Raw genomic sequence first — 16,587 nt, forward strand, 5'->3', positions numbered from 1 at the left:
TTATTTTTTCAAACCGAGCTCCCGTAAACGTTCATCGAGAAACTCCCCGGCAGTCATGTTGGTGTACAGCTTCGGATGTTCGGCGGTAATGCAGCTTTCGAGGCTGGTCAGGTCCATGTCGGCGCGGGGGTGCATGAAAAACGGAATGGAATAGCGCGACGTCCCCATTTTCTCGCGGGGCGGGTTTATTACCCGGTGAATGGTGGATTTGAGCTTGTGGTTCGTCAGCCGGTCGAGCATATCGCCCACATTCACGACGATTTGGTCGGGTAATGCGGTAATGGGGATCCATTGACCGTCGCGTCGGAGCACTTCGAGCCCTTCCGCGCTGGCGCCCATGAGCAGGGTAATGAGGTTGATATCGCCGTGCGCCGCCGCCCTTACCGCACCTTCCGGCACGAGCTCGGGGTTCGGAATAGGGAAATAATGCAGGGCACGCAGCAGGCTATCGCCGTTTTTGACTTTGTCTTCAAAATAATCCTCCGGCAGATCCAGGTAAATGGCGATGGCGCGGAGCAGCGTTTTGCCGGTATTTTCGAAGGTATGGTAAACTTCGAGGGTATACTTTTTAAAATCCGGGAATTCTTCCGGGAAGATGTTGGAAGGCATCTGGCCGATCGGCTCAGGTTGCCCTACATGATAAAATTCTTTCAAATCGGCTACTTTGAAACCTTTTGCAGTTTCTTTGCCTTTGCCAATGTAACCGCGCTGACCGAAAAGCTCAGGGAACTCGTACTTTTTTTTGACTTCGTCCGGTTGCGAGAAGAATATCTTTACATTTTCGTAAAGATCGTTACGCAGCGCGTCGCTTAACCCGTGATTTTTAATGGCTACAAAACCGATGTTGGTAAATGCCGCGCCCAGGTCTTTTACAAATTGCTGCTTGCGTTGGGCATCTCCCGATGTAAAATCGGCCAAATCGAGCGACGGGACTTCATTCAGTAGTGCTGGTTCCATGTTGATTGCTTTTTTTGATGCAAAGTAAAAAGTATCTTCAGACTTGACAAATATGCGGCCGCATCCTACATGCCGGTATAAAAATAGGAAGAAGAAACAGGAGATATTTGATAACTTTATTGGATACTCATTACATTTAAAGCCCGTTTTGGAGAAATGTTTTCGGGAAATATGCATTGAACTTTGAGTTATGACACATTCAGACCCGGACCATGATACCTGGCTACGCTTCATTTCCGGCGATTCCGATGCGTTTAGCGACCTTTACGACCAGTATGCCGACGAGCTGTACGCATTCGGAATGCGGTACAGCGCCGATCGTGACCTCGTGAAGGATTGCATTCACGATCTGTTTATCGATTTGCACGGGTACCGGAAAAACCTGGCACGGGAAGTCAATGTGAAATTCTACCTCCTGAAATCACTCCGCAGGAAGCTGCACCTGGCACACCGGAAATCGTCGATGCTGCGTTTCGACCGCTGGGACACGGAGGATTCGCTAGCCATCCACGCGTTTACGTTCAGCATAGAGCAGGAACTGATCACGGACGAAAAAGAGCGTGAAATCCTGCACTATCTTGCGGTGGAGATCAACCAGCTCCCCGATCGTCAGCGCGAGATCCTTTACCTCCGCTTCCACCAGGACCTCGATTACGACGAAATCGCCGCAATCATGCAGATTTCCGTTCCTACCTGCCGCACATTTGTTTACAGGGCACTCAAAGAGCTGCGCGGTAAGCTGGAATTTGGCGCTATCTTCTTGATAATGTGCTGTTAATAAAATATTTTCTGTTTTTAGTTAAAATAAATCCTTTCAGAAGTCTATATCTAATGCATGTTGTGCTCTTGTAGTTCAAACAAGTGCTTCCATGAAAAGAAAAAACAACAAGCAGGAGCCGTCGCCGGATCCGGGTCATCTGTCCGAAGAGGAGAGAATAGCCGGGGAGCGGGCGAAGCTGCTGTTTCAAACCCTCCGTAACGAAACATTCGCCCCGTCTGAAAAAGAGGTGCTCCGGAACCAGATAGAAGAATCTGTTTCGCAGAAAAAGCAAAAATCGTTCAGTACCTTCTGGATCGCGGCAGCGGCTTCGGTGACATTACTGTTACTGGCGGGCGTCGGCTACCTTGTTTTTTACGAGGATTCGGCACGTGCAATGCAGGAAGTGGCCTTTCGCGCGAAAGGCGCACCGGAAGAAACCCGCCTCATCCTCGCCGACGAACGTTCAGTGAGCTTGCGGAAAGAAAATTCGAGCGTAGAATATAAAAACGATGGTGCGCTCATTCAGGTTGACTCTTCATCAACAATTGGCCAGCAGGTGGCCGGGGATCAGCAATTTAATATGTTGATCGTCCCATACGGCAAGCGATCGGTGCTGACGCTTGCCGACGGGACGCGTATCTGGCTGAACTCCGGCTCGAAGCTGGTATACCCGTCGCGTTTCGACAAGCGCCTGCGTGAGGTTTACCTCGAAGGCCAGGCGTTTTTCTCTGTAACACATGCCGAAGACGTGCCGTTTTATGTGCATACCAAAGATATGGAGGTAAAAGTACTGGGGACGGAATTCGATGTAAGTGCTTATGATGACGATCCTTACACGGCAACAGTGCTGGCGAAGGGCAGTGTGGAACTCACCACCCAGCGGCAGGCATTGTTCGGATCGACAAAAACGAGGATCACGCCGGGCACGCGGGCGGTTTTCGACCAGGGGCGGGCAGCATTGCAAACGGAGCAAGTGGATGTGCGCGAATATGTTTCCTGGAAAGACGGCTACCTGATCCTGAACAGCGCGCCATTGACTGAGATCTTAAAGAAATTGTCGCGATACTACCGCGTCGATATTGTACTGAAACAACAGAAACTTGCGGGCGTGACATTTGGTGGTACACTCGACCTTCAGGAGGACATCCGCAGTACTCTGGAAGCGATTTCCGTGATCACATCACTCAATTTCAAACAGCAACCTAACGAAAGGAGGTACGTATTGGAGGAAAGCACTATCAAACCATAAAAAACGGGAAACGCGGCAACGTTTCCCGATCCTTCACACTTGCCGGCAAGCAAGTGATCTTTAAACCATTGTATTCACAAAAGTCCATTCAAATTTATGAAAAAATTTGACCAAAAAGGGTATTGCCCATTGGGAGAATTGCACCCATCAAAATTGCTGAGAATCATGAAACTAACAGTACTGCTGTTATGGGTCGCGATGATGAGCGTGCATGCAACGGGGTATTCCCAGAAAAGCCGGATGGATGTCAAAATCCGCAACGGAAATCTGGCTACACTGTTCAGGCAGATTCAGGAACAGACCAGTTACCGCATATTTTACAGGGATGACCATTTTTTGGGAAAGCAGGAGCCTACGCTTAACCTGAACCTTAAAAACGAAACTGTGCCGGCCATTCTGAATGCGGCGCTCAAAGGAACAGACCTGACGTATAAGGTAATAGGTAAGCAAATCGCGATTTACAAAAAGGAAGAAAATAACGGGCCCGGGCCCGTTCAGAACATCAGTATGCCGACCATGCCCGAGGTAGTGATCCGCGAGATCACCGGCACGATTACAGACGCGAAGGGTAACCCTTTGCCCGGAGCAACGGTGATTGTGAAAGGGACGGATAAGGGAACGTCGGCGGATGCGAGCGGGAAGTTTACCGTGGAAGCCGAGCAGGGGGATGTGCTGGTGGTTTCCTTTATTGGTTATCTCAAAAAGGAGCAACCGGTAGGCGCGCAAACGACGATCAGCATTCAGCTGGAAGAAGACCTGAATGGCCTCGAAGAGATCGTGATTGTAGGGTATGGCTCTCAGCGGAAGGCGACTATTACCGGTTCCATCGCGACCATTACCACCGAAGATTTGAAACAGAGCCCGACGGCGAGCATTACCAATGCCTTGGCGGGAAGGTTGCCAGGTTTGTTTGCTAACCAGTTCAGCGGCGGGGAGCCGGGTGTGGACCGGAGCGATATTTTCATCCGCGGGACGGCCACTTACGGAAACAAGGCGCCGATCGTGATCATCGACGGGCTGGAAAGGAGTATGGATTACCTCGCACCCTCCGAGATCGAGACATTTACCATTTTAAAAGATGCCTCAGCCACAGCGCCGTATGGTGTTCGCGGGGCCAACGGGGTGATCCTCATCACGACCCGGCGGGGAAAGGTGCAGGACAAGGCGACTGTGAATTTCAAGGCTTCTGTCGGGATCAACAAACCGGTGAAATTTCCAACTTACCTGGGCTCGGCTGACTACGCAATGCTGTATAATGAGGCAAGGAGAAACGACAACCCGGATGCCGACCCTGCGACGTTGAACCTCTTTTCGGAGCAGGCCATTGCCGATTTCCGTAAGGCAAAGGGTGATAACTCCGACGGGTTGGGCTACAACTGGAATTATTTCGATTATGCATTCAAACCGGGTGTGCAGCATGATTACAGTTTGTCTATTAGCGGTGGATCGTTGAGGGCCAGGTATTTCGTCCTGGCCAACTACTTCCAGCAGGATGGCAACTACAGGCACACGGATCTGACCGCTAATAATACGCAAGCTGTTTTCAAACGCTACAATTTCCGTTCGAACATCGATATCGACATTACGGACAACTTTTATGCGAAGCTGGACATCGGGGCCCGCATTACCGACCGTAATGCACCAGGTACCACGGCAAACCGCATTGTGGAAATGGCCAACACCCAGCCTTCCTATCTGCCGATCGTCGTGGAATCGAATGGGAACCCTGCCAACAAAGTGTACGAAGCGAATAACCCGCTCGGAATGCTGTATGGAGACCAGATTTACCGTTTCAATATCCTGGGAGAACTCAGCCGTACCGGTTTTTTGAACGACAAAAACACTTACCTGAACGGCTCTTTTTCGCTGGGACATAAGCTCAATTTCATTACGAAAGGGCTTTCCATCGAAGGAATGTTCTCCTATGACGCGGCTAATGGAGGCTGGATCCGCCGGGACGTGACGACCTACTCGGAAGGGTATCGCGAATACCCGGGCTATGCGACTTTCGTTCCGGTAGACGGTGCGGACGTGTTCCGGACGCCGGGGCATTACACCGGTGCATATAAGTCGGGCAACAAGTACGATATTGACCAGACGATCCGCAATGAGTTTGACCATAAGGATGCCGACAGCCGCTCCTATGTACAGGCCAAGCTGGATTATATGCGCAATTTCGGGCTGCACGACGTGTCGGGAATGGTACTTTTCAACCGGTCGAGACGCATTATCAACAACCAGGTTCCATTTAGCTATCAGGGCATAACAGCGCGTGCGACCTATGGTTACGACGACCGTTACCTGTTCGAGATGAATGCGGCCTATAATGGCTCGGAAAACTTTGCGAAAGGCAAACGGTACGGTTTCTTTCCTTCGGTTGCGGCAGGCTGGGTGGTTTCCCAAGAGAAGTTCATGACCGGTGCGCAAAGCTGGCTGAATAACCTGAAAATCAGAGGTTCATATGGATTGGTAGGAAGTGATAAGGTGCCTAATGACAGGCGGTTCATTTACCTTCAGTACTTTACCCGAAGGGACAATGACTACAATTTCGGTACGGATAATTTCGGCTCGGGTGCGGGCGGGTACTTGCAGGAAGGCGACCTCGCAAACCCTGACCTGACCTGGGAAAAGGCCAGAAAAGCCAATATTGGTATCGATGCGACTTTCCTGAAGCACCTTACATTGACGCTCGACATTTTCCGCGAGCACCGTTACGACATTATTACCGACATGAGCGGCGGGAATAAGCTCGGCTTCCCGGATATTGTGGGTAAAGATGCGCCTTACCTCAACTCAGGGATCGTAAACAACCGGGGTTTCGATCTGGAAATCGGCTGGACCGGTGCCGTCGGGAAGGACTTTACCTATTTTATCAGACCTAACTTCACATTTGCGCGAAACAAGATCATTTTCATGAACGAAATACCATATGCATCGCCAGGCCGGGCCAATACGGGCAAGCGTATCGATGAGCATTTCGACTATATTTTCGACCGTTTCGTGGCCAACCAGGAAGAAGCCGACCAGTTGAATGCCATGAATAGCGGTAGCGGCTTTCAGTCGTTTGGTACGCTGCGCCCCGGCGATGTGATTTACAAGGATTTGAATAATGATGGGAAGATAGACGACCTGGGCGACCGTACGGCCGTCGGTAACCCGCGCAACCCCGAGATCATGTTCGGTTTGCCGGTGGGAGGGCGTTTCAGAAATTTCGATTTCAGCGCACTGTTCCAGGGAGCAGCGAGGGCTTCGGTACAGCTTTCGGGAGCGGCAGTTTACGATTTCCCCCTGTTTAACCAGGATAAATATGGGAAGGTGAAACCCATGCACCTTAAACGATGGACGCCCGAAACAGCAGCTACGGCCACCTATCCTGCATTGCATTTCGGAGACCACAGCAACAACAAGAATGGCGCCAGCAGCCTGTTCCTCTATGATTCCAAATATGTCAGGCTTAAAACCGTGGAAGTTGGCTATAACCTGCCAAAAACGGCGATCAAAAAGATCGGTATCGACAACTTCCGCATTTACGTGCAGGGTATGAACCTCCTGACATGGGATGGCCTCGGTGAGGCGGATATGGATCCCGAGACCCGCGAAGGTAGCGGCGACTGGTACCCCATTCAGAAGGTGGTGAATTTTGGTGTTGACATTTCATTCTGACAAACCGACTATTTATGAATAGCAAGAAAATTTATATAGCAGCGATACTTAGCATCACATTCCTGTTTGCCGCGTGCCAGGAGGACTTTCTCGACCGGAAGCCTGATGATCAGATCGACGCCGAGCAGGTATTTACCCGGTACAATAAAATGAACCAATTGGTAACCGATTTGTACGACAATATCAAAGGCTCCAACAGTCCGCTCGTATTTTTCTCTCACTTTTCGTCGGCACCCGTTACCGACGAGGCGGAGGGCTCGACAGCCGAGGGAAGTCTGACCAACAAGTTCAACACGGGCGACTGGAATCCGAACTCCATGCCCGACAGAAGCAGCCGGGGACAATACTGGTGGGATTTGTATGCAAGGATCCGGAAAGCAAATGTGATTCTGGAAGGCATCCGGAAATACAACACTCCCGATAACCCGTTGCAGGCAGGCGATCTCGAAAAGCGCATCGGCGAGACCTATTTCATGCGTGCCTACCTGCATTACCTGGCCGCGCGCATGTACGGGGAGGTGGTTTATGTCGACCACACCATTCAACCTACCGATCCGATGGATTTCAAGCAGGAGTCATTCCACACCATTGCCGCGAAGATCAGCGCGGACTGTGATTCGGCAATGGCATTGGTGCCGGGCAGTTGGGGCGGTGCGGATTTTGGCCGGGTGGATAAGGGAGCTTGCCTGGGCCTGAAAGCGATGATCGCATGGATGGCGGCCACACCGATGTGGAACGGCGGCTCGTTTCCGAATGATACCCGGCAATTTGCCTCGGAATATACTTACAACGTTGCCCGCTGGGTGAAAGCGAAAGATGCTGCCAAAGCGGTGATCGATTTCAAAGTAGACGGGCGCCAGCGTTATAGCCTGTACCAGGGCCATGATGCGTCGGATTTCCGCGACGATGCGGGCGTGAACAATAACAATTCTAAAGTACCTGCGCGCCTCTGGGATTTGTACCACGATATGCAGGCATTCCAGAATGAAGCTGTTTTCTTCGTGACCCGTGATAAAGACCACAACTGGCAGGGTGATATCTATCCGCCAAGCTGGGGTGGAAGCTCTCGGCAGATGCCTGTTCAGGAGCAAGTAGATGAGTACGAATACATTGCACCTAACGGCTATGGTTACCCCGTCTACGGAACACGTGCGAAAACCGACGGATATGATGACGGTAACCCTTATGAGAGCGTTAAAAGGGATCCCCGTTTTTACCGAGATATCGTGTATCACGGCTCTACATTCAAAGGAAAGATCATTAACACGGCCAGTGGTGCGGATAAGATCGGCGCTTCCAACTCTTCGACGACTGGCTATTTCCTTCGAAAAATCCTGCGCGAATCGTGGAACCGCGACAAGAGCTTTGCCATCAGCGGCCCGCCGGTGTGGCGTTTGCCGGAGTTCATTTACATTTACGCGGAGGCGGTAAACGAGTCGGCCGGTCCGAATGCAGAGATTTACCAAATGCTGAATGAAGTGAGGAAGCGCTCGTTCATGGCGCCCATTCCGCCAGAGGCACAGACTAACAAGGCATTGATGGACGAATATATCAAACGGGAAAGAAGGGTGGAGCTGTTTTATGAAAACAACCGGATCTGGTCGTCGCGCCTGTATCTGGAAGCCAGTTCATCCAAAGAAATCGCACGCGAACAAGCCTGGCAGGGCGCGGGTGCAACCAACGAGCAACGTTCACAGGCATACTGGCCATACCCGAAAACGCAACGGATGATCAATGGAATGAAGCCGGTGGAAGACCCCAATGGCAAGATCGTAATTGACGGTAAAAAGTACAGGATGCAGCGTTACTTCGTAGAAAGCCGTGTCTTCGTAGCACCCAGGCATTACCTCTTCCCGATCATGCAAGACGAATTACAGCGCACGCCAACTTTGAAGCAGAATCCGGGGTGGTGATGTAGGGAGGAAAGGGAAGAAGGGGAGGAAAGGGAGGATGGAGTAAAGGGGAAAAATGTCAGTCTGAGCGAAGTCGAAGACAGTCCGTACAGTGAAATTGTTACGTACTGCATGCGCTTCGACTCCGCTCAGCGCGACATATTGCTATTCCTTAATACTCTTAATATAAGCAATCGTCTGCGGGATCTGCTTCAAGTAGGAAGGACTTTCGTCTTCGATAAAATAATGTTTGATACCCACTTTCTTCGCCGCTTTCAGCGTGGCAGGAATATCGATCTGGCCGGTTCCCAGAGCTACGTCGTTGGTGGTTGGAGTGCCGCCTGAGAGGTCGCCTTTAACACCTTTTTTGAGGTCTTTGAGGTGCATCAGCTTCCATCTTGTAGGGTATTTCAAAAGCAGCTTCGCCGGATCCTGGCCTGGGAAAGCCGTCCAGAGCACGTCCATTTCGAAGTTGACGTATTCAGGATTGGTGTTTTTAACAATATAATCGAACAATGTACCATCTTCGTAAGGCACGAATTCGTACCCGTGGTTGTGGTAGGTTAATGAAATGCCCGCTTCTTTCAGCTCCTTACCGGCTTTGTTGAAATCGGCTACTGCTTTTTTCGCGGTTTCCAGGTTGAAATTTCCTTTTTCGTGAGGAATCCAGGCCACCATTACATAGGTAGCACCCAGGATTTTGGCATCTTTGATCGTTTGAGCGGTGCTTTCGCTCAGTTTCTTGTAATCGGCGCCAATGGAACGCATTTTTATCCCGCGCTTGTCGAGTTGCTTACGGAGTTCTTCGGTGGTCATCCCGGAGATCGGGCCGCCTTCCATTTCGGTAACACCGAGTGATTTGATGGTGTCCAGCGTCGCCTCAATGCCGTTGCCCCAACTTCCGCGGAATGTATATGCCTGTAAGCCGATCGGCGCGGTGTACACCGGCTTTCCCTGTGCAAAGAGGTCGCTTTCGCCCGTCAGCAATGCAGCCGCCAGACAGCCCAGACCGATTAGTTTTTTCATTGTCATTGGAATTGATTGTTTTAGATAGGTATTGCTTAAAGGTTACCGGGTCCCCGGACGTATTTTAAAGCATTACCTATTAATGATATACTAAAATCCGTCGGCCTTGATCTGCTTTTCGCTCAGCTCTCCGTACTTTTTGACCTGCTCTTTGATCTCTGATGCCTTTCCTACGAATACAAATTGAAGCTTGTCTTTCGGGAAATACGTGGCAATAATGTTCTTCGCCTGCGCCACCGTCAGCCCGTCGACCTTTGATTGGAAGGTATTGATGAAGCTTTCGTCAAAATTGTACACGAACATATCTGTCAGCAGCCTCGCCAATGCCCCGGCCGATTCGTAATCCGGCGGGAAATCGCCCTTCACGTACGCCTTAGCGGATGCGAGGATCTCCTCGTTAATGCCGTTTTTGTGAAGGCTGTCGAGCACATTCAATGCCATGTCAATCGCCGGAACGGTGGTAGCGTTTTTGGTAAATGTGCTGATCCCGAATGTTCCCGCATATTTATAGCGGGTGAAGCGACTGCCGGCGCCGTAAGTCAGGCCGGAATTGACCCGCAACGCATCATTGAGCCAGGACGTAAACCTGCCGCCAAGAATGGTATTGATCACCGTCACCGGCACATAATCGGGTGAATTATAGTCAATTCCTTTACCGCCGATCATAAATGTAGTTTCGCGGGCGTCGTCCTTGTTCACAAGCAGAACGCGGGCTTTGTCGAATTCCAGGTTTGGGGCGACGCGTTTCACCATCCGCGCAGGGGCGGTTTTCCAGGCGCCGAACAATGCTGTTACTTTTTTCTTCATATCCGCCGCTTTAAAGTCGCCGACGATCGAAATGGCGCCTTTTCCCGTGGTAAAGTTGCTTTGGTAAAATGCCTTCACTGCCGCTACATCAATTTTTTCAACCGTCGATTTGCTACCGGTCGTGGGCGTCGCATACGGGAAGTTGTTGAACAGGAATGCATTGTAGTAGTTACCAATCACCGAGCGGGGGCTTTCCTTCGCCTGGGCGAGTTCGAGCAGCGTCCGTTGTTTGTGTTTGTCAAATTCGGTCGCATCGAAAACCGGGTGAATGAGCACTTGCTGGATCAGTTCAAAAAGCTTGTCCTGGTCTTTCACAGCAAATGAAGCCGCAAGTCCCGCATTATCTTTCGTTGCGTAGGTCGAAAGGCTCGCGCCGACATAATCGGTCATTTCCTCGATCTGCGCTTTGGTGTATTTCTGCGTACCGAAAAGCAATGCATCTGCGGTCAGGCTGGCCAGCCCGTAACGCTCACCATCGTTGATCGAACCGGCGTCGAATACCGCGGATACGTTGATCAGCGGTACTTCATGTTGCTCCATAATGTAAACGGTCAGCCCGTTTTTGAGCTTGAATGTCTCGTAAGGCGGTACTTTGAAATTATTCTGCGCCTTTGCCGTGAATGCGCACAGGGCAAGTACCAAAAACATGATATTTTTCATTCCTATTTTATTTTGAATGGCTGTTATTTCGATTTTTCGGGAAGCAGGTAACCTACCGTACGGTTGCGCTCAGTGAAATATTGGGCCGCAACCCGCTTAATGTCGTCTACCGTCACCTTTTTGTAGTTTTCCGGGGCTTCGAACATTTTTTTATAATCACCAAAAAATACGTCGTACGTTCCGAGACTGTTGGCCTTTCCGTTAATGGTTTCCAGCGTGTGATAGAACTCCATCAGCTTCTGGTTCTTCACTTTTTGCAATTCCGCGTCGGTCACGCCATTCTGAATGATCATATCGATCTGTTTTTCAATGGCTTTTTCGAGGTCCGGGGCTGAAACGTTGTCACCGGCCACACTGAAAACGGCGAAGAGGGTGGGATCGAAGCCATTATCAAGTCCTGTGGATACGCTGGACGCGATGGTGGTGTCCATGACCAGCGATTTGACGAGCCGTGAAGAATTGCCCGAGCTCAGCAGGCTGCTGAACAGGTCCAGCGCATAGTAATCGGCGTGGGCAGTTTCGGGGACGTGGTACGCCAGGATGATATTCGGCGTCGTGATGTCCTTGTAGGTGGTCACGCGGCGTTCGCCGTTTTGCGGCGGCTCCACGGTACGGATCTTCGGCGGCAAACCGCGTGCAGGAAGCGGCGCCATATATTGATCGGCCAGCTTTTTGACCTGATCGTATTGAATGTCGCCCACCACGACCACCGTCGCGTTGTTGGGCGAATAGTAGGTTTTGAAATAATTCTCCAGATCGGCCTGCGTCCAGCTCTTGATATCCGACTCGAAACCGATTACCGGGAACATATAAGGATGCTCTTGGAACGCAACCGATTGAACGAGCTCTCCCAACAACCTGTAATTGCTGTTTTCCAGCCCTGTACTACGCTCGGAAAGTACTACACCGCGCTCGCTTTCCACCATTTTGGGGTCGATGGAAAGGTGGCCGATGCGATCGGATTCGAGTTTGAAGATCGTTTCCAATGCGTCTTTCTGGAACCAGTCGGTGTAGACGGTGACGTTTTCGCTGGTGTAGGCATTATTGGATCCGCCGTTGGCTTCCATAACGCGGTCGAACTGTTTCGGGCCGTAGTTTTTGGAACCGTTGAACATCATATGTTCGAAGAAATGGGAGAGGCCGGTAATGCCGTGGACCTCGTTTCGCGAACCGACCTTCCAAAACAGGTACATGTTGGCGGTCGGGATCGAATGGTCTTCCAGGACGAGGAATTTCATGCCGTTGGCCAGCGTGAAACTTTTCACGTCCTCCGGTCGGGTTTGCGCGTGCGCGCCGCCGAGGCCCGCAAGTGCGGCCGCGGCGAATAGAATTTTTCGGAGCTTCATGAAGCAGGGATTGTTAATGAATGTGTAATGATAACGAAAAATGCCCTTCGGGTCGAATTTTGATTGCACGATAAACTTAATAGGGCTTTCGGGAGGCATTAATTCAGGTTTCAAACGCTATTTTTGACCCATTACTAACCTTAATCTTCGTACCACCGATGAAAAAGTATTTTCTTTCTATTTCCATTCTCTTATCCATCAACGTACTAGCCGGAACGTTGCCTGACCAGCCTGTCAAAAAGCAGCGCTTCAAAGTAATGACCTACAATATCCACCACTGCAATCCGCCGTCAGCTGGTGATAAGATTGACGTTGAAGCGATTGCAAAAGTGATCAATGCCGAAAAACCCGATTTCGTGGCTTTACAGGAAGTGGATGTGAACACGGAGCGTTCTGGGAAGGGTAAGAACCAGGCGCAGCAACTGGCCGAACTGACGGGCATGAAATTCTATTTTTCCAAAGCGATCGATCACCAGGGCGGGGATTACGGCGTGGCCGTGCTGACCAAATTCCCGATCGTCGATTCGGCGAAGTTTGCATTGCCTATTCGCCCGGAATTGAAAGAGGAAGATCGCGCCATCGCCGCCGTAACCGTGAAGTTGCCTGACAATCGTAAACTGATCTTCGCGAGCACCCATTTGGGTCTGAAAGAGCCAAACCGGATCCTTCAAGCCGAAACCATCCTGAAACATTTCGGGGATACACAGCTGCCCATGATCCTCGGTGGCGATTTCAATGCAACCCCCGAGAGCCCGGTAATCGCCTATTTCGACAAATATTTCACGCGTTCCTGCACCGATTGCAAGCCGACCATCCCGGTAGAAGTACCTAACAAGACCATCGATTTTATCATGCACAAGCAAGGCAGCCAACTCAAAAGCGCCAACACGAAGGTGATCGACGAGAAATATGCTTCGGACCACCTGCCCGTGACGGCGGAGTTTACATTAAATTAATGTCCTCCCTGATCCAGTTCACTCGAACGATCCGGCTCTGCACGCCGTGCTCGGCAAAGAAATGCTGCCAATGCAGCTGCCGGGATGAAAGGTGGTCGGTGGGCGATTTGATTTCGATGAACGCATAATCATCGTCGTTCCAAACGAGCAAATCAGGGAAGCCGCGGGTGTTTTCACGGAGGTTGAGCGCCATTTCGAGCATGATCTTGTGGATCTTTTCGGGGCTCAGGAGCGAGGTAAGGGTTAATACCTTGTCCAATGCGCCTTCGTACCAGGGCACCAGCACGTTGGTAATGCCGTATTTGTCCGCAAATGTCTGGCTGACGAGCTCGTCGATGATTTCCCGCGAATGTGCGGCGGCGAGCCGTTCCTTCAACTGTTCCGACCGTTTGAAATAGAAATCGGGCAGGAAGAAGTCCGACGGAATGCGTTGCAGCGGGTTATGGATCGTCTGCACATTGGTATCGTAAATAATATCCCAGAATAGCAGTCCAAACAATGCACGCCACGGCTCGTTTTCGCTGAAAAATGCATTGTAGCCCTGCTCCTGGTAATAAGTGATCGCACCGAACTCCACGCGGAAGCGGTAGGAAATCGGTACCTCGATGGCTTCCGCAGCCTTTAAAGCCTGGGTCGTCCGTTTGACGGTCCGGGCTTTTTTATTTTTGATTTTCTCATAAAAATCAAGGCTGAAAAAGCGCTCGTCGGCGTTTTGCGGGCTTTCGGCGATTTCCTCGCATAATGCCAGGGCTTCGTCGATCTCGCCCAGGTTATAAAGCAATCTTACGCGTCGCTCGCGGGCGGGAGCGTCGCTGGTGAGCTGATAAATGGTGAGCGCCTGCGAGAGCATTTTCTTCCGTTCCAGCCATGCGCTTACTTTTAATATGAATGAATTGAAAGAAGGTAATGCCTTATGGCTCAGCCCGGTACCGCTGGCTACGTGCCAGTTCATAAACCAGTCGTAAATCTCTTCCGGCGGCAGGTCTTGTTTGATGATGTCGAAGGTTTCTTTCATCAGCGAGACCATCAACGTATCATCGGCATCTTTCCGGGTATCGAATTGAATGGAAAGGTATTGTTCGTCAAAAGACTGAAACCGAACATGTCCCAGGTCGCGGACGACGAATTCGGTCATATCGGCATAGCGGTTGCCGAAGAAGAGGAATTTCATCAGCATTACCTCGGCTTCGAACGATACTTTCACCACCGGCTCCATCTCGCTGATCACCTCGCAAAGCACTGCGAAATCATATTCATATAGCAACCACCGCACCAGATCGGGTTTCTTTATGCTTTTGGAAGGCATAATATCCGGTTGCAGCAGCCTGGTTACTTCCAGCAGTTCCGGCTTGGTAAAAAGCTCGATAACCTCCGTGAAGCGGTTTTCATGGGCTTCGCAAAGCGTTTCGATGAAATTGCGGTCGTGCAGTTCGGTGAGCACGGCGGCCATATCTTCGATTTCCGAATAGGAGAGGCTGTTGGTGCGGAAAAACGATTTGCTGCGGTTACTGAAACGGATGAAGAGGCATTGTGCGTCTTCGGAAAGCGAGTCGTAATTGTCCAGAAATTCCAGCTCGCGTTCGTGCAGGATGTGGGCATAGCGCTTGCGTACGAACGCGAGCACGTAATTGAAATATTCGAGATAGTACTTGGGCGGTAAATCCGTAGGAAACACCTGTTCCTGGGCAAACGGATCGGGCAACTCGGCGGACAATACGTTCATTTTTTAGTTGATGAAGAAATAAAGTTACCAAAAATATCTTTTTCGGGATATTAAAATTATCAACTCTTTCGATGGCAAAAACAGGCGGATACCATACGGGTGGTAAGGCAAAGGATGGTTTATATTAAAATTTGGTTAATTCTTATTTTTATAGAAAAATGAAAGGTAAAAATAGGATTATAGCTATTATAGGCGCCGCGTTTTCTGAAAAGCATAGTATATAATTAAGAAATTGATTTACATTTGCTCTCTATGGAAAACAATTTTACCTGCCCATGACAACATTAGATTCTTATGATTTTTCAGGGAAAAAAGCCCTGGTACGCGTGGATTTCAATGTCCCGCTTAATGAAAAATTTGAGATCACGGATGATACCCGTATCCGTGCGACCATTCCTACAATCAGCAAGATTCTTAATGACGGTGGTTCCGTCATTTTAATGTCACACCTGGGTCGTCCCAAGGACGGTCCTACCGAAAAATACTCCCTGAAACACCTGGTGAACCCGCTTTCGCTCATCCTGGGCAAGACGGTGAAGTTTGCCGACGATTGCATCGGCGATAGCGCGAAAGAGCTTGCCGCTGCATTGCAGCCGGGTGAAGTTCTGTTGCTCGAAAACCTGCGTTTTTATAAAGAAGAAGAAAAAGGTAACGAAGAATTCGCTGAAAAACTCTCGAAACTGGGAGATGTTTGGGTAATGGATGCATTCGGTACCGCACACCGCGCGCACGCTTCCACAGCTGTGATTGGAAAGTTCTTCACCGACAAAGTTTGCGGTTATGTCATGCAAGCGGAGCTGGATAATGCTGAAAGACTTCTGGAACATTCGGAAAGACCTTTCACGGCGATCATGGGCGGTGCGAAAATCTCCGATAAAATCCTGATCATCGAGCGCCTGCTTGACAAAGTCGATAACCTGATCATCGGTGGCGGAATGTCCTATACATTCTCCAAAGCGCAAGGCGGAAGCATCGGAAAGTCGTTGCTGGAAGCCGACAAGCAGGAGCTTACGCTTGAATTGGTTGAAAAAGCCAAAGCCAAAGGTGTAAACCTGATTTTGCCGCTGGATACGGTGATCGCCGACAAATTCTCAAACGATGCGGAGCGCAAAGTGGTAGAAGCAGGCAGCATTCCCGACGAATGGGAAGGCCTTGACATCGGTCCAAAAACCATCGAGATTTTCGCGGATATCATCAAAAAATCAAAAACGGTTCTCTGGAATGGCCCGATGGGCGTATTTGAGTTCCCGAACTTCGCGATCGGTACCGATGCAATCGCCAAGGCGGTAGTAGCCGTAACCGAAGAAAACGATGCATTCTCTCTCATCGGTGGTGGGGACTCTGCTTCTGCGATCAACAACGCAGGCTACGGTGACCGCGTAAGCTACGTGTCAACCGGTGGTGGTGCATTGCTCGAATACATGGAAGGCAAGGTGCTTCCGGGTGTTGCCGCACTGCAATCATAAGCATTCCTTTTTTTAGGTTTATATCAAAAAAGAAATCCATCCCGCACATCGCGGGATGGATTTTCTGCATAACAAACCTAAC

Annotated in this window: 11 protein-coding genes; 6 read left to right on the top strand and 5 right to left on the bottom strand. The window is 50.3% G+C overall.

Features of this window, described 5'->3' with window-relative positions; genetic code table 11:
• Positions 1-957: an isopenicillin N synthase family dioxygenase gene (locus AAHB90_RS01895; RefSeq protein ID WP_342083208.1), complete on the bottom strand. Its 957-nt coding sequence runs from the start codon at positions 955-957 to the stop codon at positions 1-3.
• Between the two features lie 190 nt (positions 958-1,147).
• Between AAHB90_RS01895 and AAHB90_RS01900 the strand changes: the two genes are divergently transcribed.
• From AAHB90_RS01900 to AAHB90_RS01915, 4 genes are all read left to right on the top strand, one after another.
• Positions 1,148-1,735, top strand: coding sequence for an RNA polymerase sigma factor (locus AAHB90_RS01900; RefSeq protein ID WP_342083209.1), 588 nt, complete (start codon positions 1,148-1,150; stop codon positions 1,733-1,735).
• Between the two features lie 91 nt (positions 1,736-1,826).
• The gene (locus AAHB90_RS01905; RefSeq protein WP_342083210.1) at positions 1,827-2,966 is read left to right on the top strand and encodes a FecR family protein; all 1,140 of its coding nucleotides are present in this window, start codon (positions 1,827-1,829) and stop codon (positions 2,964-2,966) included.
• A 165-nt stretch (positions 2,967-3,131) separates the two neighbouring features.
• Complete coding sequence (locus tag AAHB90_RS01910) at positions 3,132-6,629, top strand: TonB-dependent receptor (RefSeq protein WP_342083211.1); 3,498 nt, start codon at positions 3,132-3,134, stop codon at positions 6,627-6,629.
• Positions 6,630-6,643: 14 nt separating this feature from the next.
• The gene (locus tag AAHB90_RS01915) at positions 6,644-8,542 is read left to right on the top strand and encodes a RagB/SusD family nutrient uptake outer membrane protein (protein ID WP_342083212.1); all 1,899 of its coding nucleotides are present in this window, start codon (positions 6,644-6,646) and stop codon (positions 8,540-8,542) included.
• A 144-nt stretch (positions 8,543-8,686) separates the two neighbouring features.
• Here AAHB90_RS01915 and AAHB90_RS01920 read toward each other — a convergent pair whose 3' ends face one another.
• The 3 genes from AAHB90_RS01920 to AAHB90_RS01930 form a co-directional block, all read right to left on the bottom strand.
• On the bottom strand, positions 8,687-9,547 hold the full coding sequence (locus tag AAHB90_RS01920; protein ID WP_342083213.1) for a sugar phosphate isomerase/epimerase family protein: 861 nt from the start codon (positions 9,545-9,547) through the stop codon (positions 8,687-8,689).
• Positions 9,548-9,637: 90 nt separating this feature from the next.
• Positions 9,638-11,014 carry a M16 family metallopeptidase gene (locus AAHB90_RS01925; protein ID WP_342083214.1) on the bottom strand — a complete coding sequence of 459 codons (1,377 nt, stop codon included), beginning with the start codon at positions 11,012-11,014 and terminating at the stop codon, positions 9,638-9,640.
• A 23-nt stretch (positions 11,015-11,037) separates the two neighbouring features.
• Positions 11,038-12,360: a M16 family metallopeptidase gene (locus tag AAHB90_RS01930; RefSeq protein ID WP_342083215.1), complete on the bottom strand. Its 1,323-nt coding sequence runs from the start codon at positions 12,358-12,360 to the stop codon at positions 11,038-11,040.
• Between the two features lie 158 nt (positions 12,361-12,518).
• On the opposite strand from AAHB90_RS01930, the gene AAHB90_RS01935 reads away from it, so the two are divergent.
• Positions 12,519-13,316 carry an endonuclease/exonuclease/phosphatase family protein gene (locus tag AAHB90_RS01935; RefSeq protein WP_342083216.1) on the top strand — a complete coding sequence of 266 codons (798 nt, stop codon included), beginning with the start codon at positions 12,519-12,521 and terminating at the stop codon, positions 13,314-13,316.
• On the opposite strand, the gene AAHB90_RS01940 is transcribed toward AAHB90_RS01935, so the two are convergent.
• On the bottom strand, positions 13,303-15,039 hold the full coding sequence (locus AAHB90_RS01940) for a VRR-NUC domain-containing protein (RefSeq protein ID WP_342083217.1): 1,737 nt from the start codon (positions 15,037-15,039) through the stop codon (positions 13,303-13,305). The genes AAHB90_RS01935 and AAHB90_RS01940 overlap by 14 nt on opposite strands.
• Before the next feature lie 275 nt (positions 15,040-15,314).
• On the opposite strand from AAHB90_RS01940, the gene AAHB90_RS01945 reads away from it, so the two are divergent.
• Entirely contained in the window at positions 15,315-16,505 is a 1,191-nt protein-coding gene (locus tag AAHB90_RS01945) for a phosphoglycerate kinase (RefSeq protein ID WP_342083218.1), read from the top strand.
• Positions 16,506-16,587: the final 82 nt, after the last annotated feature.

Source organism: Dyadobacter sp. OTU695 (assembly GCF_038440355.1).
GTDB lineage: Bacteria > Bacteroidota > Bacteroidia > Cytophagales > Spirosomataceae > Dyadobacter.